This is a genomic window from Vibrio kanaloae, from assembly GCF_024347535.1.
Taxonomy (GTDB): Bacteria; Pseudomonadota; Gammaproteobacteria; order Enterobacterales; family Vibrionaceae; genus Vibrio; species Vibrio kanaloae.
On sequence record NZ_AP025497.1, the window covers coordinates 266,592 to 290,304 of the forward strand.

At 45.1% G+C, this 23,713-nt stretch carries 19 protein-coding genes; 13 read left to right on the forward strand and 6 right to left on the reverse strand.

Features of this window, described 5'->3' with window-relative positions:
* Positions 1 to 320: 320 nt before the first annotated feature.
* Together ppc and argE are read right to left on the reverse strand one after the other, a co-directional pair.
* Positions 321 to 2,957, reverse strand: coding sequence for a phosphoenolpyruvate carboxylase (ppc, locus tag OCV24_RS01205; protein WP_170960278.1), 2,637 nt, complete (start codon positions 2,955 to 2,957; stop codon positions 321 to 323).
* 252 nt (positions 2,958 to 3,209) lie between these two features.
* Entirely contained in the window at positions 3,210 to 4,346 is a 1,137-nt protein-coding gene (gene argE / locus OCV24_RS01210; RefSeq protein ID WP_017055847.1) for an acetylornithine deacetylase, read from the reverse strand.
* Between the two features lie 153 nt (positions 4,347 to 4,499).
* Between argE and argC the strand changes: the two genes are divergently transcribed.
* The 4 genes from argC to argH all read left to right on the forward strand — a co-directional run bounded on the left by argC (position 4,500) and on the right by argH (position 9,850).
* Positions 4,500 to 5,504, forward strand: coding sequence for an N-acetyl-gamma-glutamyl-phosphate reductase (gene argC, locus OCV24_RS01215; RefSeq protein ID WP_017055846.1), 1,005 nt, complete (start codon positions 4,500 to 4,502; stop codon positions 5,502 to 5,504).
* A 12-nt stretch (positions 5,505 to 5,516) separates the two neighbouring features.
* A complete protein-coding gene (gene argB, locus OCV24_RS01220) occupies positions 5,517 to 6,305 on the forward strand; it encodes an acetylglutamate kinase (RefSeq protein ID WP_017055845.1) in 789 nt (262 codons plus the stop codon).
* 113 nt (positions 6,306 to 6,418) lie between these two features.
* Positions 6,419 to 7,630: an argininosuccinate synthase gene (locus OCV24_RS01225; protein WP_017055844.1), complete on the forward strand. Its 1,212-nt coding sequence runs from the start codon at positions 6,419 to 6,421 to the stop codon at positions 7,628 to 7,630.
* A gap of 345 nt (positions 7,631 to 7,975) precedes the next feature.
* Entirely contained in the window at positions 7,976 to 9,850 is a 1,875-nt protein-coding gene (argH, locus tag OCV24_RS01230) for an argininosuccinate lyase (protein ID WP_102506806.1), read from the forward strand.
* A 249-nt stretch (positions 9,851 to 10,099) separates the two neighbouring features.
* Here the strand turns inward: argH and OCV24_RS01235 are convergent, their stop codons facing one another.
* Positions 10,100 to 10,351 (reverse strand): DUF3624 domain-containing protein, encoded by a 252-nt coding sequence (locus OCV24_RS01235; protein WP_077680951.1) that lies wholly within the window; start codon positions 10,349 to 10,351, stop codon positions 10,100 to 10,102.
* An 87-nt stretch (positions 10,352 to 10,438) separates the two neighbouring features.
* Here OCV24_RS01235 and OCV24_RS01240 point away from each other — a divergent pair, with 87 nt between their 5' ends.
* Positions 10,439 to 10,786, forward strand: a complete 348-nt coding sequence (locus OCV24_RS01240) for a RidA family protein (protein WP_004729674.1) — start codon at positions 10,439 to 10,441, stop codon at positions 10,784 to 10,786.
* Between the two features lie 240 nt (positions 10,787 to 11,026).
* Here OCV24_RS01240 and OCV24_RS01245 read toward each other — a convergent pair whose 3' ends face one another.
* A complete protein-coding gene (locus OCV24_RS01245; RefSeq protein WP_136997914.1) occupies positions 11,027 to 12,493 on the reverse strand; it encodes a dihydrolipoyl dehydrogenase in 1,467 nt (488 codons plus the stop codon).
* A 271-nt stretch (positions 12,494 to 12,764) separates the two neighbouring features.
* A complete protein-coding gene (locus tag OCV24_RS01250; RefSeq protein ID WP_017055839.1) occupies positions 12,765 to 13,493 on the reverse strand; it encodes a glutathione peroxidase in 729 nt (242 codons plus the stop codon).
* A 219-nt stretch (positions 13,494 to 13,712) separates the two neighbouring features.
* Here OCV24_RS01250 and oxyR point away from each other — a divergent pair, with 219 nt between their 5' ends.
* Positions 13,713 to 14,600, forward strand: coding sequence for a DNA-binding transcriptional regulator OxyR (oxyR, locus tag OCV24_RS01255; RefSeq protein WP_137008133.1), 888 nt, complete (start codon positions 13,713 to 13,715; stop codon positions 14,598 to 14,600).
* Positions 14,601 to 14,701: 101 nt separating this feature from the next.
* Here the strand turns inward: oxyR and OCV24_RS01260 are convergent, their stop codons facing one another.
* Positions 14,702 to 17,263, reverse strand: a complete 2,562-nt coding sequence (locus tag OCV24_RS01260; protein WP_167514273.1) for a penicillin-binding protein 1A — start codon at positions 17,261 to 17,263, stop codon at positions 14,702 to 14,704.
* Between the two features lie 151 nt (positions 17,264 to 17,414).
* On the opposite strand from OCV24_RS01260, the gene pilM reads away from it, so the two are divergent.
* From pilM to aroB, 7 genes are all read left to right on the forward strand, one after another.
* Positions 17,415 to 18,440: a type IV pilus assembly protein PilM gene (gene pilM / locus OCV24_RS01265; protein WP_150878778.1), complete on the forward strand. Its 1,026-nt coding sequence runs from the start codon at positions 17,415 to 17,417 to the stop codon at positions 18,438 to 18,440.
* The gene (locus tag OCV24_RS01270) at positions 18,424 to 19,023 is read left to right on the forward strand and encodes a PilN domain-containing protein (RefSeq protein WP_136997910.1); all 600 of its coding nucleotides are present in this window, start codon (positions 18,424 to 18,426) and stop codon (positions 19,021 to 19,023) included. The genes pilM and OCV24_RS01270 overlap by 17 nt, the downstream gene beginning before the upstream one ends.
* Complete coding sequence (gene pilO, locus OCV24_RS01275; protein WP_060468742.1) at positions 19,016 to 19,627, forward strand: type IV pilus inner membrane component PilO; 612 nt, start codon at positions 19,016 to 19,018, stop codon at positions 19,625 to 19,627. The genes OCV24_RS01270 and pilO overlap by 8 nt, the downstream gene beginning before the upstream one ends.
* On the forward strand, positions 19,614 to 20,132 hold the full coding sequence (locus OCV24_RS01280) for a pilus assembly protein PilP (protein WP_146450308.1): 519 nt from the start codon (positions 19,614 to 19,616) through the stop codon (positions 20,130 to 20,132). Before pilO ends, OCV24_RS01280 begins: the two co-directional genes overlap by 14 nt.
* A gap of 59 nt (positions 20,133 to 20,191) precedes the next feature.
* Positions 20,192 to 21,883 carry a type IV pilus secretin PilQ gene (locus OCV24_RS01285; RefSeq protein WP_208806551.1) on the forward strand — a complete coding sequence of 564 codons (1,692 nt, stop codon included), beginning with the start codon at positions 20,192 to 20,194 and terminating at the stop codon, positions 21,881 to 21,883.
* Positions 21,884 to 22,059: 176 nt separating this feature from the next.
* Complete coding sequence (gene aroK / locus OCV24_RS01290; protein WP_017061125.1) at positions 22,060 to 22,578, forward strand: shikimate kinase AroK; 519 nt, start codon at positions 22,060 to 22,062, stop codon at positions 22,576 to 22,578.
* Positions 22,579 to 22,603: 25 nt separating this feature from the next.
* Entirely contained in the window at positions 22,604 to 23,692 is a 1,089-nt protein-coding gene (gene aroB / locus OCV24_RS01295) for a 3-dehydroquinate synthase (protein WP_077680945.1), read from the forward strand.
* Positions 23,693 to 23,713 lie beyond the last annotated feature (21 nt).

Genomic DNA, 23,713 nt, shown 5'->3' on the forward strand with positions numbered 1-23,713 from the left:
AAATACCTAAACATCAAGTGTGCTTCTTGTGGCACGTTATATTGGTTATGTTTAAGTAGCACCAACTTAGTCGTTGGTTATGTCACCTTATAAAGCCGTTTATCACCTAGGTCGACCAGTATATTGGCCAAGCTGCTACAGATTATTATGTTGGAGTATTTCTGCAGCGGAGCAGTAGTATATCTAAATAATAAGCATAAAGTAGAATACATGGACAAAATAACCCGAAAAAATTATAAAAAACTAAAATGATTGGATTTATTAAAATAAAAAGGCCACTTGTGGTGACCTTTTGTTCCCTTTTTGGTTTTAATGACTAGTTACCCAGTGTTCCGCATACCTGCCGCGATGCCTGCAATCGTCACCATGAGCGCTTCTTCTAGCTCTTCTGGTGGTGTTTCACTCTTACGAGTACGGTAAAGTAGTTCAGCTTGAAGCATGTTCAATGGCTCAACGTAGATGTTACGTAGACGTATAGATTCAAGTCCCCAAGGGTCGCTCTGCATCAAGTTTTCGTTGTTTTCTACATTCAGCACTGCTTTGATGTCTTTTTGCAGCTGTTCACGCAGTAATTCACCTAACGGTAATAGCTCTTCGTCAACAAGGCGTTGGTCGTAGTACTTAGCGATTTCCATGTTGCACTTCGAGTACACCATTTCCAACATACCCAAGCGGGTTGAGAAGAATGGCCATTCGCGACACATCTCTTCAAGTAGCGCTTGATGGCCTTGGTCTACTGAGTACTGAATCGCTTCACCAGCGCCTAACCATGCAGGAAGTACCAAACGGTTTTGGCTCCAAGAGAAAATCCATGGAATCGCACGTAGGCTTTCTACGCCGCCGTTCGGATTACGTTTCGCAGGGCGAGAGCCAAGTGGCAGTTTGCCTAGCTCTAGTTCAGGCGTCGCTTGACGGAAGTAAGGGACAAACTTCTCTTCGCCACGAACCACCTTACGGTAAGCCTCACAAGACACTTGAGACAGCACTTCCATTAGGTCGCGCCATTCTTGTTTAGGCTCTGGTGGCGGTAGAAGGTTCGCTTCTAGAATCGCACTTGCGTAAAGGTTGAAGCTGTTTACCGCAACATCTGGCAAGCCCAGTTTAAAGCGGATCATCTCGCCTTGCTCAGTTACACGTAAACCGCCTTTTAAGCTCTTAGGTGGCTGAGAAAGAAGCGCAGCATGTGCTGGCGCACCACCACGACCGACGGTACCGCCACGACCGTGGAAGAGGGTCAGCTCAATGCCTTCTTCGTCGCAAACTTTAACCAGTTTGTCCATCGCATCATACTGAGCCCACCCTGCAGACATTACGCCAGCATCCTTGGCTGAGTCAGAATATCCAATCATCACCATTTGGTGGTTCTGGATAAAGCCACGGTACAAATCGATGCTCATTAGCTGCTTCATTACTGCTTCTGAGTTGTTCAAGTCGTCTAGCGTTTCGAACAACGGACATACATCCATGCGGTATGGGCAACCACACTCTTGCAGTAGTAAGTGAACAGCCAGTACATCTGATGCAGTACGAGCCATAGAAATCACGTAAGCGCCGAAGGCTTCACGAGGTTGAGCGGCAATGACCTTACAGGTGTCTAAAACTTCTTTAACCTGTTCAGATGGCTCCCAATCGCGTGGCAGTAGTGGGCGTTTTGAGCTTAATTCATTGGTTAAGAAAGCAATTTTGTCTTGCTCACTCCACTGGTCATAATCACCAATGCCTAGGTAGCGAGTCAGTTCAGATAGTACATCCGAGTGACGAGTACTTTCTTGACGAACATCGAGACGAACCAAATGCACACCGAATGCTTTTAGGCGACGCAGGGTATCGAGTAGAGAACCGTCTGCGATTACGCCCATGCCACATTCGTGCAGTGATTGGTAACACGCATAAAGCGGCGTCCATAGTTGGTCGATGTTCTGTAGTGTTTCTTTCTTGGGGACTTCTACATCTTTGATTTCAGCATCTAAGACTTCTAGTGTGTTTCCAAGCAGGGTGCGTAGGCTTTTTAGGATCGCGCGGTAAGCTTCGTGTTCATCACCCGCTAGCTCACGCACCTGATCATTACACTTAGTCATCGACAGTTCTGTAATCAGCTCGTTTACGTCAGCTAGATAAAGGTCAGCGGCTTTCCAGCGAGAAAGTCGTAGTACTTCTTTAGTGATGGTGTGCGTGACGAATGGGTTACCATCGCGGTCACCACCCATCCAAGATGAGAAATGCACTGGGCGTGCATCAATTGGCAGGCCTTCACCAAGGTAGCCTTTTAGTCGACCGTCCATTTCACGTAGGAAGTCAGGTACTGCTTCCCATAGCGAGTTTTCAACAACTGCAAAGCCCCACTTAGCTTCATCAAGTGGTGTTGGGCGTTGCTGACGAATCACATCAGAGTGCCAACCTTGAGCGATAAGTTGCTCTAGGCGACGCTCGGTTTTCACGCGCTCTTTGTGTGATAGGTCGCTTAACTCTAATTTAGACAGACACTCGTTGATCTTAACCAGTTTGTTGATCATGGTGCGACGAGTGATTTCAGTTGGGTGCGCAGTCAGAACGAGTTCAATGTTCAGGTCGCGAACGGCTTGAGCCGCGTCTAGCTTACTGATGTTATTTTGGCTTAATTTGGAAAATAGAGATTGCAGCACATCTGGCTCACAAACATGCTCCTCACAGTGACGAGAGATGGTGTGGTACTGCTCTGCCATGTTGGTGAGGTTGAGAAATTGGTTAAATGCACGAGCAACAGGAGTGAGTTGTTCGTTCGGCAGGTTTTTGATCTCTTCAACTAGGCTGTCACGGTCAGCTTTGTTGCCTGCGCGGGCGGATTTGGAAAGTTTACGGATAGTTTCCACTTTCTCTAAGATAACGTCACCATGTGCATCTTGGATTGTGTTACCTAGCAAGCGTCCCAGCATGCTTACGTTACTCTTGAGAGCGGCGTATTTCTCGTTCATTGTCATCCTGCCTCGTAAAAAAATTACATCCATTGTTCCTTGTTAAGTACACAATCTAGCGAAAACTGCTGTATCTAGTCAAATAAAGCATTCTAAGTTTGCAATTATTAGCTTTCGAAATACGGGAGAAGTAAATTTTCTAATACTTCGGAATAAAGTGAAATTTAATTACAAGATTGAATCCAAATCAGGGGTAACAGAATAAAAGCCACGTTTTAAGGTGGCTTTTATTGGAAAATATCGAATGGGTAGTAATAGCTAGAAGCAATATTTACGGATCGATTTACTCAGAACATCAATCGTTGGATCGATAAAATCGAAGCTCAAGAACTCATCCGGTTGGTGAGCTTGGTCAATCGAACCTGGGCCCAATACCAAGGTTGGACACAGCTCTTGTAGGAAAGGCGCCTCGGTACAGTAGTTCACAGTTTGCGATTCAGTTTCGCAAACTGATTCCATACCGCCGATAAATGGATGGTCGTGTTGGCACTCGTAACCCGGAATTGGCTCATGCAGTGGCGTGATCTCAATTCTGCCCGGCCATTTTGCTTCCACTTCTTTAAGTGCGCTACGCAGCATGTTATCCAAACCATCTAAGCTGATTCCCGGTAAAGGACGCACATCATAGTGCAGCTCACAACAACCACAGATACGGTTAGCACTGTCGCCACCGTGAATATGGCCAAGGTTTAGCGTGGGACTTGGAATCGCAAAACCTGGGTGGTGATACTCTTTGACTAATTTGTCACGCAACTGCATTAAAGCAAACAACACTTCATGCATGATCTCGATAGCATTGACGCCTAAGGCAGGATCGGAAGAGTGACCGGATTTACCCGTTACTCGCACAGCATTGGCAACATGACCTTTATGACCACGAATCGGCACTAGGCTAGTCGGTTCACCAATAATGCAGTAATCCGGTTTAAACGGTGCATTTTCAGTGAAGTGGCGCGCACCCAACATGGTGGTCTCTTCGTCACAGGTTGCCAATACATATAGCGGCTTGGTCTGTTTGCTCCAATCCATCTTCTTTGCCGCTTCATAAACGAAAGCGAAAAAGCCTTTCATATCGGCCGTGCCTAATCCATAGAAGCGATTGTTGTGTTCTGTTAGTGCGTGAGGGTCGAAGTTCCAACGCCCTTCATCGAATGGCACTGTGTCGCTGTGTCCTGCGAGTAGCAAGCCACCTTCGCCCGATCCCATCTTAGCGACCATATTATGCTTGCCGGGCTCGACTTCCATGACTTCAACGCTAAAGCCTAAGTCTTTAAACCATTGAGCCATTTTTTCGATTACTTTCTCGTTGCCATGATCCCAGCTTGGATCGGTTGAGCTAATGGAGTCGGTGGAAATTAGGCCTTTGTAGACCTCAAGAAAACTCGGTAATTGCATAATAACTTCACTTCTACTATTGACAGGAAAACCATAAGTCGGTAAAACACATATTAAATCATATTTAATGCATAAGAAATCAAATAAAGCTAAAAATTAAGTATGAATAGTCAAATTTGAAATGTAACTTACCTCTGGAATGGATGTGTTGAGATGTTGAAAACCACGATCATTGGCGCAAGCGGCTACACAGGAGCAGAACTGGCTCTAATGATAAACAGACACCCTGATCTCACGCTATCAGGTTTATATGTCTCCGCCAATAGTGTAGACGCTGGTAAACCTATTGCGGCACTACACGGTAAGTTAACTGGCTTGATTGATATGCCAGTACAGCCATTAACAAATCCGGAAGAAGTAGCTAAACAGTCGGATGTGATTTTCTTAGCGACCGCACACGAGGTCAGTCACGACCTAGCACCAATCTTTCTTGAGAACGATTGCCAAGTGTTTGACCTATCCGGTGCCTTTAGAGTTAAGGGCGAAAACTTTTACCAAGAGTTTTACGGTTTTGAACATCAACACGAACAATGGCTTGATAAAGCCGCTTATGGTTTAGCTGAGTGGAATGAGCAAGACATTAAAAAAGCTCAACTGGTCGCAGTTGCGGGTTGTTACCCAACCGCTTCTCAATTGGCGATTAAGCCTTTAGTTGAAAGTAAGTTATTAGATGAAACCCAATGGCCAGTGATCAACGCAACCAGTGGTGTGACTGGTGCCGGTCGCAAAGCAAGCATGGTTAACAGCTTCTGTGAAGTGAGTCTGCAGGCTTATGGCGTGTTCAGTCACCGCCACCAACCTGAAATGGTTGCTCATCTCGGACGTGACGTAATTTTTACACCGCACCTCGGCAATTTTAAGCGTGGCATTTTAGCGACCATCACCATGAAACTGGCTGAAGGTGTAACGGAGCAACAGATACAAGATGCCTTCAAGCAAGCTTATCAAGGTAAACCTGCGGTGAGGTTACTCGAAGAGACATTGCCAAGAATTCAAGATGTAGAACAGACACCTTTCTGCGATTTAGGTTGGAAGGTTCAGGGACAGCATATCATCGTTGTTTCAGCGATCGATAACTTATTAAAGGGTGCATCTAGCCAAGCGATGCAGTGTTTAAATTTACGTTATGGTTTTGCGCCATTGACTGCATTAGTGTAAAGGAATCTAGATATGAGCCTTAATAATCAACCATTAATCATAAAGTTAGGTGGCGCAGCGCTATCTTGTGGTGAAACACTTAGCAAGTTATTTGGTGCTATCTCTCACTACCAACAACAGGCACAGCGACCAATCGTGATTGTTCACGGCGGTGGTTACCTGGTTGATGACTTGATGAATAATCTGAATCTCGAAACGGTTAAGAAAGAGGGGCTACGTGTTACTCCTTATGATCAGATCCCTGTGATTGCTGGTGCACTAGCGGGTACGGCGAATAAATTACTTCAAGGACAGGCGATTAAAGACGGTATCAATGCCGTTGGTTTGAGCCTAGCAGATGGTGGTTTATGCAAAGTGAGCGAACTGAACCCTGAACTAGGTGCAGTAGGAAAAGCAGAACCGGGCGACTCAACCGTCCTGCAAGCTATTCTTAATGTTGGCGCACTGCCAATCATTAGCTCGATTGGTCTGACCGACCAAGGTCAACTAATGAACGTCAATGCAGACCAAGCTGCCGTTGCCGTTGCTGGCGCACTTGATGCTGAACTGGTGCTGCTTTCTGATGTAAGTGGTGTGTTGGATGGCAAAGGCCATCTCATTCCAAGCCTTAATCAACAACAAGCCGATGACCTTATTGCAGGAAAAGTGATTACTGACGGCATGATCGTTAAGGTTCAAGCCGCACTAGAAGCCGCTAACGAGCTCGGACGACCAATCGAAGTTGCGACTTGGCGATATCCAGAAAAGCTAACACAACTGTTTTCAGGTAAAAGCATAGGAACACAGTTTTTACCTCAGTAGGGCTCACGACGAGTGACTACTTAAAGAATTTAGACAAATTAAATAAACATATAATTATGAAGTTATTTCCAACGCTGACCGCCATGTGCAGTATGGAAACTAGGAGAAAGAAAATGAGCAAAGTTAACGTAAAGAAAGTTGTAGTAGCCTACTCTGGCGGTCTAGACACATCAGTAATCATCCCATGGTTGAAAGAGAACTATGACTGTGAAGTGGTTGCGTTTGTCGCGGATGTTGGTCAAGGCGACGAAGAGTTGATTGGTATCGAAGAGAAAGCGAAAGCTTCTGGTGCTTCTGAGTGTTATATCGCAGACCTTAAAGAAGAGATGGTGGCAGATTACATCTACCCAACGCTAAAAACAGGCGCTTACTACGAAGGCAAATACCTACTAGGTACTTCTATGGCTCGTCCAATCATTGCGAAAGCACAGGTTGAAGTAGCACGTAAAGTAGGTGCAGACGCACTGTGTCACGGCTGTACAGGTAAAGGAAATGACCAAGTTCGTTTTGAAGGCGCATTCGCAGCACTAGCACCAGACCTACACGTCATTGCACCATGGCGTGAGTGGGATCTAGTTAGCCGTGAAGAATGTCTAGATTACCTAGCTGAGCGTAACATCCCTTGTACGGCTTCTCTCACTAAGATTTACTCGCGTGATGCAAACGCATGGCACATCTCTACAGAAGGTGGCGTTCTTGAAGATACATGGAACGCACCAGATGAAGATTGCTGGGCTTGGACGGTAGATCCAGAGCAGGCGCCAAACGAATCTGAAACCGTCACGCTTAAAGTTGAAAAAGGTGAAGTGGTAGCGGTAGATGGCGAAGCAATGACACCATACAACGCGCTGGTTTACCTAAACAAGAAGGGGGCGAAGCACGGTGTTGGTCGTATCGATATCGTAGAAAACCGTCTTGTTGGTATGAAGTCTCGTGGTTGTTACGAAACCCCAGGTGGCACGATCATGATGGAAGCACTGCGTGCAGTAGAGCAACTGGTTCTTGATAAAGCAGCATTCGAATTCCGTGAAGAACTGGGCGTTAAAGCTTCTCATCTTGTATATGATGGTCGTTGGTTCACGCCGTTATGTAAGTCAATTCTTGCGGCGACAGAAGAACTAGCACAAGACGTGAATGGTGAAGTGGTGATCAAACTTTACAAAGGCCATGCAACAGTGACTCAGAAGCGTTCTGAGAACAGCTTATACTCAGAAGAGTTTGCAACCTTTGGTGAAGATGAAGTGTACGACCAAAGCCACGCTGAAGGCTTCATCCGCCTTTACTCGCTATCAAGCCGTATCCGTGCGCTGAATAGCCAAAAATAACTCTAATACTGAGTTAGCGAGCTAACCTTTGATGAAAGATTAAAGGTCAGTAAACAGGCATTATTATGCAAAGCCCATTCACTATTGATTAGTGAATGGGCTTTTTGCTTTCAATTCGCCTAATAATTCAGCTTCGGTTTTTACTATTGAATGGCATATAATTCTCTCTCCACGCGAAAATAATCAATGGTTTGAATTTTTGTGAATAAATATGTTTAAATAATGAATTAATACTTTATTTTCATTTTGAATTGCCGTAAGTTTAAACCATCAGAAAAATACTGAATCTTAATCAGAATTATCATTTGCAAAAACAGTGAGCACTGTGCAATTAGGAGATACACAATGGCATTATGGGGCGGTAGATTTACCCAAGCAGCAGACACCCGGTTCAAAGGTTTTAACGATTCTCTTCGTTTTGATTACCGATTGGCTGAGCAAGACATTGTGGGCTCAATTGCCTGGTCTAAAGCTCTACTGTCGGTCAACGTATTAACCGAAGAAGAGCAACAGAAGCTTGAGTTAGCGCTGAATGAGCTAAAACTTGAGGTGATGGAAGATCCTGAACAGATTCTACGCTCTGATGCAGAAGATATTCACAGCTGGGTTGAGCAACAACTTATCAGCAAGGTCGGTGATTTGGGTAAAAAGCTTCACACTGGCCGTTCTCGTAATGACCAAGTGGCGACAGACCTGAAACTATGGTGTCGTCAGCAAGGTAACCAGTTGCTACTGGCACTGGATCGCCTGCAAAGCCAAATGGTCAACGTTGCTTCTCAGCATCAAGAAACCGTGCTTCCTGGCTACACTCACTTGCAACGTGCTCAGCCGGTAACTTTTGCTCACTGGTGCTTGGCTTATGTTGAAATGCTTGAGCGTGATTATTCTCGTTTGAATGATGCGATTAAGCGTCTAGATACATGTCCGCTGGGTTCTGGTGCCCTTGCAGGAACAGCTTACCCGATGGACCGTGAAGAGTTAGCTCACAACTTAGGTTTCCGTCGTGCAACGCGTAACTCTCTAGATTCAGTCTCTGACCGTGACCATGTGATGGAGCTGATGTCGATTGCTTCTATCTCTATGCTTCACCTTTCGCGTCTTGCAGAAGATATGATTTTCTACAACTCTGGTGAATCAAACTTCATCGAGTTAGCGGATACCGTGACGTCAGGTTCATCTCTGATGCCGCAAAAGAAAAACCCTGATGCGCTAGAGCTTATCCGTGGCAAAACGGGCCGTGTTTACGGTTCATTAGCAGCAATGATGATGACAGTGAAAGCACTGCCTTTGGCGTACAACAAAGACATGCAAGAAGATAAAGAAGGTCTGTTCGACGCTTTAGACACTTGGAATGATTGTATGGAAATGGCTGCTCTTTGTTTTGATGGCATCAAAGTGAACGGCGAACGTACACTTGAAGCGGCGAAACAAGGCTACGCTAACTCCACTGAACTGGCTGATTACCTAGTAGCGAAAGGCATTCCTTTCCGTGAAGCTCACCATATTGTCGGTGTGACGGTCGTGGCGGCGATTGCTAAAGGCTGCGCATTAGAAGACTTAACCATCGCAGAGATGAAAGAGTTCTCAGAGGTGATTGAAGAGGATGTGTATGACATCCTGACCATTGAATCGTGTCTTGAAAAACGTAGTGCGCTGGGCGGTGTATCACCACAACAAGTGGCTTACGCAGTCGACCAAGCAGAAAAGCGCTTATCGCAACGTGACACATCTATCGTTAAAGTTCGTTCTGCCCGTTTGACCGATATCGAGGCGCTAGAAGGCATGGTGGCCTATTGGGCCAATATGGGTGAAAACTTGCCTCGTTCTCGTAATGAACTGGTGCGTGATATTGGCTCGTTTGCAGTCGCAGAGCATCATGGTGAAGTGACGGGCTGTGCATCACTCTATGTCTATGATTCAGGCTTAGCTGAAATTCGCTCACTCGGTGTTGAAGCGGGTTGGCAAGGTCAAGGGCAGGGTACGGCAATTGTGCAACATTTGGTTGATAAAGCACGACAAATGGCCATTAAGAAGGTGTTTGTACTGACTCGTACGCCTGAGTTCTTTATGAAGCACGCTTTCTTACCAACATCGAAATCTTTGCTACCTGAGAAGGTGCTAAAAGATTGCGATCAGTGTCCTCGCCAACATGCGTGCGATGAAGTGGCGTTGGAAGTGAACTTGGTAGAACAGATTATTGCCAAGGTAAATGTTGCATAAGTTATTGATTTTATAGGTCCTAAAAAAAGATCAAAAATCTGGTCTTCTTTGGGGAACAAACTAAGAAAAGCCCGGTCTATTTAAGTACCACTGCTTTTTCTTAGAATTTTCTAAGAAAGCCCTAGAGTCGATTGATTCTGGGGCTTTTTTCTATCTGCTGTTTGGGAAATGATGATAGGGCGCTAAATAGAAGCTCTACCGGGTCATTGAATCGATATTTGACCGTTATCACTTATCCCTCCAAAGACATTAGTTAACGCTTTTTTTCCTTAAAGGCAGCACCACAAACTTCATGAACCAATGCAGCGACAACAAACCGCTGAATGCGCAAGCAGCCATCATCAAGGCGATGGCATTGATGGTTTTCGGGTCTTCTCTGAAAAATACCCACCATGCTCCCCAGCTGATTATCGACAGCACCATCAGTTGATTCATACAACGTTGGCAGCGACCGAGTTTGTTGAAGATTTTTTCATTTTTATTGCAATGAACACATGTCATCTTAGGCTTAATTCGCGTTATGCTTGTTGCCTTGATAATACCACGTCACAAGATATTGGATCACGGTGACATAGAGAGAGAAGATCGATGATTGAGCGCCAAGAAACCAAGCAACGCATGAGCCGTATTGTTAAACACAATGGTACTATCTACCTATGTGGCCAAGTTTGCGCTGATGCAACCAAAGACATCACAGAACAAACACAAACGATGTTGGATAAAGTGGAAGCCCTACTTGAGCAAGCAGGCAGCGACAAAGAGCACATGCTGTCAGCAACGATTTACTTGAAAGACATGAAAGACTTCCAAGAAATGAACGCAGTTTGGGATGCATGGGTTCCAGAAGGTCACGCTCCAGCTCGCGCATGTGTGACTGGCGATATGGCTCGCGAAGCGCTACTTGTTGAAATCTCTGTGATTGCTGCTGAGAAGTAATAGCTAAGTATTTAGCGACAGGCAATGGCTTCAAGAGATTCCAGATACCTCGTCCCTCGGTTCTGGAATGACGAGTTTAGTTTTGGTTTAGTTACATAAATAAATCAACGTCATTCCCGGTAGCGACGAAGGAGCGTAATCGGGAATCTGTTATTTGCTCGTTGCCAAAAGACAAAAAGGAAAGCCAATGGCTTTCCTTTTTAGTATCTAATCTATGTGTTCTGTCTCAATCCACCGAGATTAACAACCAGGCCCACAATCTAGACAGTGCTTCACCATCTGTGGACCTAGGTGTAGTTTCGCATTGAGGTCACGTAGAGCGGTTCGTACACCCTCTTCGATAACGGGGTGGTAGAAAGGCATGTCTAGCATTTCCGAAACCGTCATCTTGTTTTGATGCGCCCAAGCTAATAGATGCGCCAAGTGTTCTGCGTTTGGCCCCATCATCTCAGCACCAAGGAAACGGCCTGTACCTTGCTCGCCGTAGACGTGCAGAATACCTTTGTTGCGTAGCATCACTCGTGAACGACCTTGGTTCTCGAAAGACACTTCTCCTGTTGCGAAACAACCACAAGTGCCTAAGCGTGTTGTGATCTCTTTGTATGTTTCACCAACCATTGCAATTTGTGGGTCAGAGAATACCGCTGAGATTTTAGAACGACGTAGACCTGCACGAATCTCAGGGAAGCGACCTGCGTTGTCACCGGCAATACGTGCTTGGTCGGCTGCTTCATGCAGGAGAGGCAGTTGGTTACTTGCATCACCAGCGATAAATACCGATGGTAGTGATGTTTGTAGCGTGTAATGGTCTGCGATTGGCACACCACGTTCATCAAGCTCAAGAGAGGTGTTCTCTAGGCCAAGCTTGTCTGTATTAGGACGACGGCCTGTTGCTGCCAGTACATACTCGACGACGTTAGTTTCTAGTTCACCTTGTTTATTGATGAACTGGATTTCAACGCGATCTTCACCGGATTCAGTCGTAATACGCTTCATGCTTTCGATTTTTACGTCGGCATCCAGGTAGAACTCTTCATTGAAGGCTTTGTCTGCATAAGCCATGATCTCTGGGTCGGTTACTGGGCCAACTTGACCACCTAAACCGAACAGTTTTGTTTTTACACCCAAGCGGTGCAGTGACTGACCAAGCTCAAGACCAATAACACCAGGACCAAATACGGCTACTGATTTTGGTAAATCATCCCAGTTGAACACGTCATCATTAATGATTAGACGGTCGCCCAGGTCGTTCCAAGTTGCAGGGTATGCAGGGCGAGAACCGGTCGCGATGACAAAACGCTTAGCCGTCACAACGGTGTGGTCATCAATTTGTAGCGTGTTGTCATCTAAGAATTTTGCGTAGCCAGAGATCTTGTCTTGCTCTGGGATTTCATCAACACCTTCTAAAACAAAACCAACAAAACGGTCACGCTCAAACTTCACTCGCTCCATGACTTCACGACCGTTAACTACGATACCACCTTGTGGGTGAACGCCAAAAGCCGGCGCTTTCTCGATGTGGTGTACGCTTTCCGCTGCTGCAATAAGCAGTTTGGATGGCATACAACCAACACGGGCACAGGTTGTGCCGTAAGGGCCGCCTTCAATCATCACAACACTGTCAGTGTGTGCTTTTGCAGCGCGGTAAGAACCTAGACCTGCCGTACCGCCCCCGATAACTGCTACATCTACATTGACTTGTTTCATAATAATCTTCTCGCAATGGCTAAATTTAGTTTGAACGAACCCCTCCAACTCAAGTGATTTTTAAAGTGAGTCAGCGTAGTGGGTTAGTTTTGTGATTTTGTTTCTTAGGTTTAGCGTGACTCTTAAGTCAATGAGTCGAAGCTATATGCTTTGTCCAGCCTAACTTTCTAAATGCTTTTTTGAAACTTTAGAAGTGGAGCTTGTAAGTAGCTAACCTACAAAGGGTAGGTTAGCCAGTGTCTCCAATATTGCTAAGTTCTCGCTAGAAAAATTAAGCTAGGAAAGCTTCCAGCTCTTCGCTGCCACCGATGTGTTTGCCACCGATGAATACTTGTGGAACCGTAGTGCGACCAGAGATTGCACGTAGGCTTACGGTTGTTGCGTCTTTACCTAGCACGACTTCTTCGTAGTTTAGACCTTTGTCGATAAGGTTCTGCTTTGCTTTCATACAGAAAGGGCAGCCTGGTTTAGTGAATACTGTGATTGACTCTTGCTCTTTGTGCTCAGGAGCAATGTAGTTAAGCATAGTATCTGCATCAGAAACCTTGAACGGGTCGCCTGGTACGTCTTCTTCGATGAACATTTTTTCTACCACGCCGTTTTTAACCAGCATGCTGTAGCGCCATGAACGTTTGCCGAAGCCGATGTCGTTTTTCTCAACTAGCATGCCCATGCCGTCTGTGAAATCACCGTTACCATCTGGGATGAATGTGATGTTTTCCGCTTCTTGGTCTGCTTTCCAAGCATTCATTACGAATGTGTCGTTTACTGAAACACATAGAATGTCATCAACACCGTTTTCTTTGAATACAGAGTGTAGCTCGTTGTAACGAGGAAGGTGGCTTGAAGAGCACGTTGGCGTAAACGCACCTGGTAGGCTGAATACGATAACCGTCTTGTCTTTGAATAGCTCTTCAGTCGTTACGTTAACCCATGCATCACCTTGACGAGTTGGGAATGTTACTTGAGGGATTGATTGACCTTCTTTAGATGTAAACATATTGATTTCCTTAAATAGTATTTTTAATTTGTTCTATCAGAGCTTAACGTTTTTCTTTGCTCTGTTTCGTTTCGTTGAGCCCATTATTAGATAATTTCTTTGATAGCTCTAATCGTTTGATGTTATGGTTTTGATAGGTAAATTCTATCAAGAACATTTATTTTAAATATTTCTATTAAAACCTTTGTTCTTATTAAAACTTGAGGTGAGAGACTGCTCATGAACATTCGTGACTTTGAATACTTGGTAGCGCTTGCAGAGCATAAACACTTCCGAAAAGCGGCAGAAGCATGCTTTGTAAGTCAGCCCACACTCAGCGGCCAAATACGTAAACTGGAAGATGAAATTGGCCTTCAGTTAACCGAGCGTAGCCCAAGAAAGGTGATATTTACAGAATCAGGCTTACAACTTGTTGAACAAGCGAAGTCTATTCTCAATGAGGTGAAGACCTTTAAAGATATGGCGAGTGGACACGGTGAAGCAATGACGGGGCCAATGCATATTGGCTTTATTCCGACTGTGGGCCCGTACATTTTGCCCAAAATTATTCCTCATCTGAAAGAGAGCTTCCCCGACCTTGAGCTTTACCTGCACGAAGCGCAGACTCATCAATTGGTGAGCCAGTTGGAAGATGGCAAGCTCGATTGCTTGGTATTGGCTGCGGTTGATGAAACGGCGATGTTCAAAGAGATTGATGTTTATGATGAGCCGCTGAGTCTTGCTGTGCCTTGTGACCATGAATGGGCTCAGCAAGACAGTGTGGATATGCTTCAGCTTAATGGCAGAACCGTACTTGCGCTGGGCGATGGCCACTGTTTACGAGATCAAGCTTTGGGTTTCTGCTTTGCGGCGGGAGCAAAAGACGATGAACGTTTCAAAGCGACTAGCTTAGAAACGCTGCGTAACATGGTCGCGGCAGGGGCGGGTATTACCTTACTACCTCAGTTATCGGTACCAAAGGAAAAGCAGAAAGATGGTGTGTGCTATGTTCCTGCGGTTAATCCAACTCCTTCGCGCAGAATTGTCGTCGCGTACCGGCCAGGATCTCCGTTAAAGGGACGCTTTGAGCAACTGGCTGAAACTATCCGAACGCAACTTGAGAAATAGTAAGATTTAATGCCTCAAGAGGCGGTTTTCAGGCATAAAAAGGGCAGGTACGAATTATCGTATCTGCCCTTTTACTTGGTGTTTTTTTATCAACTCTACTGCTAAAAGAGCGCTTCTACGGCTTCTCCAGACGACGTTGAGTAGATATCATCATTGAAACCTTCGGTGGTGTACTCGGTTGGCTCTGTGCCTTTTTCGAAGTACTCGAAGATTGATGAGCTATCGAATTTGTTAGTTAGCAAACCTGTTTCACGATCAATACGAACTCGGATGATGTTTTTCGGAAGTTCTTTGCGCTGTGCTGGTACGCCTGCGAGTGCCGTTCCCATGAATTTAACCCATGCTGGCTCTGCGGTTTTCGCTCCAGCTTCGGCACCTGTAATCGGGTTTTTTTCAAGGTTTGAGTTCGCTCTGGTACGACCTAGAGCACGGTTGTGGTTATCAAAGCCGACCCATACGGTCGCAACCATGCCTGGTCCGTAGCCGCTATACCAGGCATCTTTCGAATCATTGGTTGTACCTGTTTTACCGCCAATGTCACGACGTTTTAAAGGTTGAGCACGCCAACCAGTACCATTCCAACCTGTGCCTTGACTCCAGTCGCCGCCACCCCAAATATTGCTGTACATCATTTCACGTACTAGGAATGCGTTCTGCTCAGAGATAACTTGAGGTGCGTATTGTACTTCAGTGTCGACATCTTGCTCAGCAAACTCATCGGCCATAGTGTTGCTAGTTATCTGTTGTTGACAATCTTCCTTACAAACGATCTTCGGTGCTGCTTTAAACTCAATCTCACCAAATGGTGTTTCAATGTGACTGATATAAAAAGGTTCAACGTAGTAGCCGCCATTGGCGAATACTGAGTAACCTTGTGCAACCTTCATTGGCGTTAAGCTGCCTGCACCCAAAGCGATGGTTTCAGAGCGAGGCACTTTATCAATATCAAAACCGAAGCGTGTTAGATAGTTACGCGTATCATCCAAGCCTACTTCACGCAGCACACGTACGGCCATCACGTTTTTAGATTGAGCTAGGCCAATGCGTAAACGGGTTGGGCCGACATAGGTAGGCGGTGAGTTTTTTGGTCGCCATGCGGTACCTTGGCTCTTATCCCATTGGTTGATAGGTGCATCGTTGATCAGTGATGCCAACGTTAAGCCTTTATTAATCGCTGCTGAATAGATAAATGGTTTGATACCAGACCCAACCTGACGAATAGATTGCGTCGCTCGGTTAAATTTGTTGTGCACGAAGTTAAAGCCACCCACCATCGACAAAACCGCGCCGTTGTTAGGGTTCATTGCAACAAAAGCAGTGTTCGCATTCGGTACTTGGCTTAGTCGCCATACTACAGGCGTTTCTGATTTCGCCTCTGCTGACTCTTCTCTAGGTTCTTCAGATACTTCATCACCTGTTATGGCTTCATGTCGAACCCAAATTTGTTCACCAACAGCAAGTATCTCTTTCGCTTGAGAAGGCGCTGGACCTTGGCGATTGTCTGTTAGGAACTTACGTGCCCAGTTCATACCTTGCCACTCGATCGATCCTTCCCCTTGGTTCTTAACCCAAACCTGTGCACTTTTCGCATCAACGCTCGTCACTACCGCTGGGACTAAGTCACCATAGGTTGGTTGAGACTTAAGGTGTTGAACTATTTGTTCATGATCCCAAGCCGATTGCTCGGTTTGCCACAGCACCTTTTCAGCACCACGGTAACCGTGACGCTCATCGTAGTTGAGTAGGTTTTTAATCGCGGCTTGGTTGGCTGCCCTTTGCAGTTTTGAATCAACCGTCGTGTAAACTTTCATACCTGATGTATAAGCCTCTTCGCCGTAGCGTTCGACCATCCAAGCGCGCGCTACTTCCGCGACATACGGAGCGCTGACTTCTATTTCTGCACCATGATATTTAGAGAGAAGCTCTTCGTTGCTAGCTTCATCGTACTCTTCTTGAGTGATGTATTGCTCATCCAACATGCGGCGTAATACAACATTACGACGGTTGGTCGCACGTTCAACGGAGTAGATAGGGTTCATGGTTGATGGTGCCTTTGGCATACCAGCAAGTGTAGCCAGTTCACTCAAGGTGAGATCTGGAAGGTCTTTACCAAAGTAAACACGAGCGGCTGCACCAAAACCATAGGAACGGTGACCAAGGAATATCTTGTTCACGTAAAGCTCCATGATTTCTTCTTTGCTAAGCAGTTGCTCAATGTGGATCGCAATGAATATCTCTTTGATCTTACGCATGATCTTCTTCTCATTAGATAAGAAAAAGTTACGCGCAAGCTGTTGAGTAATGGTACTCGCCCCTTGCTTTGCAGAGCCCGACATGGCGACCACGATGGCGGCACGGGTAATACCGATAGGGTCAATACCTGGGTGATCGTAGAAACGACTATCTTCGGTGGCAATCAGAGCCTCAACTAAGTGGCGAGGGATCTCGTCGTAAGTGACTGGATTCCGACGTTTTTCACCAAATTGAGATATCAACTTACCATCTTGACTGAAGACTTGCATTGGTGTTTGGAGTTCTACGTCGCGCAGAGTGGCAACATCAGGTAGCTCAGGTTTTACGTAATAATAAAACCCAAAAATTGTACTGACTCCAAGAATCATGCAAGTCAATGTAAATATGAATAATCTCTTTATGAACTTCACCGGATAATCCCTGATTAGTTAAGGCTGACAAGCAGCAAACCCTTGTACTCTAGGTTAAAAACTTAGCTTTCGTTTATTAACGCTTATTTAACTAATAATCACAACCCCTAGATAATCAACGAAATGCTCAGCACTTCAGGAGCTAGGTCAAATGGGTTCATCATTAATTACAGGTATAGATATAAATCATCACAGTATCAAAGCTGTGGTACTAAAACCCGTTGGGGAGTTGTATGCCATCGTGGGATACAAAGAGCTGCCTATTTCGGACGACATTTTTACAGCTAACCATACTTTGGAGTATCAGAAAACTGTTAAGAAACTCAAAGAACTTAAGAAAGGACTGCCTTTTGGAAGTCGTAACGTCGCTATTTCAGTACCAGATAACACGGTGATCAGCAAAGTACTGCAAATAGAGAGTGAGTTAGAAGATAGAGAGAAAGAGTTTTCTATCTATCAAACCTTTGCTCATCAATCTCCCTTTCCTATCGAAGAGCTGAGTTTAGATTTTGTAAAGCTCGAAGACAAACGGTTTGGTAAAGGATCGACAAGTAGTTATCAGGTGTACGCGACTCGCAAGGAAGTTGTGGATAGTCGAGCCAATGCATTAAGCAAAGCCGGGTTTAAACCTATCGTCGTTGATACCCAAGCACATGGGCTTCTCAATATTTGGCAATTGGCTTCGCATTTGTACCCAGAAAAGAAGAACTGGCTGCTGGTGGACGTTGGAATCGACCAAACCTCGTTAGGGATTATCCCGCAGAATTCTGCGCCTTTTTATAAAGACATCGCCTTTGGTATTCAAGAGCTGTTAGGCGCAGGCAATCCAAGTGATATGGAAGGCGTGTTCGGCACCACTCAGGATACACATCGGTTTATTGTTAATCTTATTGAAAAGCTCAAGCGTCAACTGCAGCTCTATTCGTCGGTCAATGCGCTTCAACCTATCTCAGGGATTTGGTTAATGGGTGAAGGAGCGAGCATGCCAATGGTCGTTGAGGAGTTAGAACGTCATTTTCAGATGAGTTGTGAGTCACTGAACCCTATGTCTTTGTTTGAAAATAAGGTGGCCCAGAAACGCCGATCGTCACTGAATTGTCAGCACTTTGGTATTGCGGCGGGGATGGCAATGCGTGGTCTCAAGTGGCAGGGAGAAAAGCATGTTGCATCAAATTAACTTGCTGCCTTGGCGCGATGAAATTCGAGATCAGTATAAGAAGCGTTTTGTTCATCTAGTCATTCTTGGCGTCATCATTGCGCTTGGTGGGCAATGGGCGGTCGGTAACTACTTTCACGACCAACAAGACAAGCAACAAGCGCGCCTCAACTATCTCAATCAATATATCGCTCAACTCGACCAGAGAATTCAGTCGTTAAAAGTGGCAGAACAGGAGCACAAAGCCATTCTTACTAGACTTGGCGTGGTCGAATCCTTACAGCTCGGTCGTAATAAGACCACTGATTTTATGAACCTGATGCCGGAGCTCATCCCTGAAGGCGTGTATGTCGATAAGATAAAAATGAATGGTCAGGAAATTGAAATGGAGGGGATCAGCGACAGTACTTCTCGTTTGGCAACGATGTTGGATAACTTAGAACGCTCCCGTTCCCTTAAAGGGGTTGAGATGCACTCTATCATTCATAATCGCAAACGCTTCAATAAGGACTTTCAGACCTTCAACGTCTCTTTTGTGTTTATCCCTGTGTCATTAGATAGTCCAGCCGAGAATGTAAAAGATAAGGGGGCGAATCATGGTTAGTTTTCAAAATCGGGTGAGCTTGCAAGACCTCGATGTCGATGAGATCACCGAATGGCCTTTATTGCCTCAGCTATTGGTCATTTTTGCCTTGATGATACTTATCCAAGGTGTGGGTACTTGGTTGTATATTGCTCCTTTGGACGATGAACTTCAGCAGATGAAACAGCAAGAACAGACGCTTAAAACAACTTTGCGGATTAAAGCCAATAAGGCGGCGGTTTTGCCTAAGCTCCAGAGTCAGTTGGATGATTTAACCAGTCGTTATGATTATCTATTAGAGCAGCTACCAGTACAAAAAGAGTTGGCAAGTATGTTGGCCTCAGTGAATGAGCTTGGGTTGGATAATAAGCTGACGTTTACGCGTATTGATTGGGGACAGAAGCAAAACAAGGAGTTTCTCTATCGTTTACCTCTCAATATAGAGCTAACCGGGGACTATCACGCGATTGGAGACTTCTCAGCAGCCATCGCCAAACTCCCACGAATCATTAGTTTTAATGATGTGAGTTGGCAGCGCGTCAGCCAAGAAAGTAGCACGCTCCATTTCAGGGTGCGAGCGTATACCTACCAATTTAAGCCGGAGTTGAGTGATGAAACCCAATAGAGTGTTCTGTTCAACCTTACTACTGCTTTTGCTTGTGGGCTGTAAAGCGAATGAAGATTCGTTAGAAGGTTTTGTGGTGCAAGTCGAAGCCAAGGCCAAGAAAGAGGTGGAACAGCTTGTTCCTGCCGCTGAGTTTACGGCTGCTACTTATCAACGTCGAGCTTTTCGTCCTCCGTTTGAACTTCCTAAGGAAGCCATTGTGCAGAATCAGCCTCTAATTAAGAAAAATTGTTGGCAACCTAGTGCTCGCTCTCGGAATGGCAAGCTAGAGAAATACCCGCTGAGTAAGCTTCGTTTAAGAGGCGTGATGGGAAGTGGCTCAAGCGTGTTTGGATTAGTGCAAACACCCAAAGGGAGTGTGGTTAACGTGAAAAAAGGCCAGTTTATCGGTTTAAATAACGGTCGTGTTACTAAAGTAACGAGCCAGCACGTTCTGATTAATGAAACTCTTCCAGATGGCTTAGGTTGTTGGCACAAGCGCAACGTTAAGCTGGCTCTGAAGTAAAACAATGTCACGTGATGTGAATATGAGATGTAAATATGATTAAAGGAATAAATGAGTCAATGAACAAAGGGTTACAAGGCTTGATTGTGTCTGTGATGTTGATCTTTAGTGTGCTCAGTCACGCTGAGGACTTACCTAATAAGTTAGAGAATATTGATTTTAGGGTGAACAAAAATAAAGACGCTGTCCTAATTATCGAACTCGCAACCAGCACGGTTGTGGTGGATGTTCAACGTGCGCAAGAGGGGCTAAGCATAGAGCTGATCAATACTCATGTTGATGACAACAAACTCCAGCTTCTTGATGTGAAAGATTTCGCTACCTTGGTTGAAGGCGTGGAAGTGTATAAAGAGGCCCCAAGCACTCGGTTGTTAGCGACAATCAGCAAGGATTACCAATACGAATACAATCTCAAAGGCCGTTTTATTGAGGTGGTGATCAGTAAGCCTGCTCTAGAAGAAGCGATAACAGAGAAAAGTATACTCGAGAAAGAGGGTAAGCTGATATCGATTAACTTCCAAGATATTCCAGTGCGAAATGTCCTGCAGCTTATCGCTGACTATAACGACTTTAACTTAGTCGTGTCTGATTCAGTAACCGGAAACCTAACTTTACGTTTAGATGGTGTGCCTTGGCAGCAAGTTCTAGATATCATCTTACAGGTCAAAGGGTTAGATAAGCGGGTAGATGGCAATGTCATCTTGGTGGCGCCAAAAGATGAACTAGACCTTCGAGAGCAGCAAGCGTTAGAGAAGTCGCGTTTAGAAGAGGAATTGGGTGAGCTTAAGTCGGAAATCATTAAGATTCACTTTGCTAAAGCGACCGACATTGCCGACATGATTGGTGGTGATGGGACGGTGAGCATGTTGTCCGATCGTGGTTCGATTACTATTGATGAGCGCACCAATTCATTGCTTATTCGTGAACTGGAGGAAAACATTGCCGTGATACGAAGCATTATTGAATCTTTAGATATCCCTGTGAAGCAAGTTCAGATAGAGGCGCGTATTGTGACTGTTACTGAGGGGAACCTTGATGAACTAGGAGTGCGTTGGGGAGCATCTTCAACAAACGGAAGCTTCACGGTTGGTGGTTCTATCGAAGGTAACTACCCGTCTATTGCACCTTACGATAGTAATGGAGGGAATAGCGTCATTGATGAGTACCTCAACGTTAATTTAGGTGCGACATCTTCAAATGCTTCGAGTATCGCATTTCAGGTTGCTAAACTGGGCTCTGATACTCTGCTCGACCTTGAGTTATCAGCGTTACAACAAGAGTCAAAAGCTGAAATTATTTCGAGTCCACGTTTGATTACTACCAATAAAAAGCCCGCTTATATTGAGCAAGGTACTGAAATTCCTTATTTAGAGTCATCTTCAAGTGGTGCAACGTCAGTCGCATTTAAGAAAGCGGTATTGAGCCTTAAGGTGACGCCGCAGATCACGCCAGACAATCGTTTGGTGTTGGATTTGAGCGTAACTCAAGATAGGCCCGGACAGGTGGTGAAAACCGGAACTGGAGAGGCTGTTGCAATTGATACCCAGCGTATTGGCACGCAAGTGCTTGTTAATAATGGTGAAACAGTTGTTCTTGGTGGGATATTTCAGCACAGTGTGAGTAGCACCGTCGATAAAGTTCCTCTATTGGGAGACCTGCCTGTATTAGGGGCTTTGTTCCGCAGAAGCTACGAAAATGTAGGGAAAAGTGAGTTGTTGATCTTTGTTACACCGAAAGTTGTGATTCAGTAATGAACAATTAGATTAAAAATAAAGTTGCATTAGTGGCACCTAACCTTGATAATTTCGGGTCTTATCACGAATTATCTGTGAGGAATCGGTGCCACGGGCCTTTTAATTTCAGTACTTGTACTGACCTACCTTGTGGCGATGTCATTGAATTAACGTTGTAAATTACTGCTAAAAACATGGCTGAGAAACGCAATATTTTTCTTGTTGGCCCAATGGGCGCCGGCAAAAGTACAATTGGTAGACACCTAGCTTCCCAACTTCATATGGAGTTTTTAGACTCCGACACTGTGATCGAAGAGCGCACTGGCGCAGACATCGCATGGGTTTTTGATGTTGAGGGCGAAGAAGGTTTCCGTAAACGCGAAGAATCTGTAATCAACGACCTGACAGAAGAGCAAGGAATTGTTCTTGCGACAGGCGGTGGTTCAGTGCTGAGCAAAGAAAACCGTAACCGTCTATCTGCACGAGGCATTGTTGTATACCTAGAGACAACAATTGAAAAGCAACTTGCTCGCACTAACCGCGACAAGAAACGCCCTCTACTTCAAACAGACAACCCGCGAGATGTACTAGAAGATCTAGCCGTATCTCGCAACGCACTATACGAAGAAGTGGCGGACTACACAGTTCGTACTGACGACCAAAGTGCAAAAGTGGTAGCCAACCAGATCGTAAAAATGCTAGAAGAACGTTAAGTTCATTTTTTTGGAGAGCAAACCCATGGAACGGATTACGGTCAATCTAGCTGAGCGTAGCTACCCTATCTCTATTGGCGCCGGGTTATTTGAAGACCCGGCGTACCTTTCTTTTTTATCAGGCAAACAGAAAGTTGTTGTTATCAGTAATGTGACAGTAGCGCCTCTTTATGCCGATAAAATTTTATCGCTATTGGATCAAGTAGGCTGTCAAACTTCTCTTTTAGAGTTGCCAGATGGTGAACAGCACAAAACTCTTGAAACGTTCAATTCAGTGATGAGCTACATGCTTGAAGGAAATTACAGCCGTGATGTGGTGGTGATTGCTTTAGGTGGTGGAGTTATCGGTGATTTGGTCGGTTTTGCTGCTTCTTGTTACCAGCGCGGTATTGATTTCATTCAAATTCCAACGACACTTCTTTCTCAAGTGGACTCTTCTGTAGGTGGTAAAACCGCAGTAAACCATCCCCTTGGTAAGAATATGATCGGCGCTTTCTATCAACCAAAATCTGTCATCATCGATACTAACTGTTTATCTACGCTTCCAGAGCGTGAATTTGCTGCGGGTATTGCTGAGGTGATCAAATACGGCATCATTTACGATGAAGCCTTCTTTGATTGGTTGGAACAGAATTTAGAGAAACTTTATCAACTTGATGAAGAGGCACTGATTACCGCAATTGCTCGTTGTTGTGCAATTAAGGCTGAAGTGGTGGCTATAGATGAAAAAGAGTCAGGAATCAGAGCGTTATTGAACCTAGGTCATACATTTGGTCATGCGATCGAAGCAGAACTAGGCTATGGTAATTGGCTACATGGTGAAGCTGTGTCGTCAGGGACTGTAATGGCAGCGAAAACTGCTCAATTACAGGGACTGATCTCTCAGCAGCAACTTGAGCGAATTATTTCTATACTCAAGAATGCGAAACTGCCAATCCATACGCCAGAAAGCATGTCTTTTGAAGACTTTATGAAACACATGATGCGCGATAAAAAAGTACTGTCTGGTCAGTTACGTTTGGTATTGCCAACAAGTATTGGTGCTGCTGAAGTGGTCGCTGATGTGCCTCAAGATATCATCAAACAAGCGATCGACTTCTGCCGTACCCTTTAAATTTTGTTGTGAGGTTGCCTA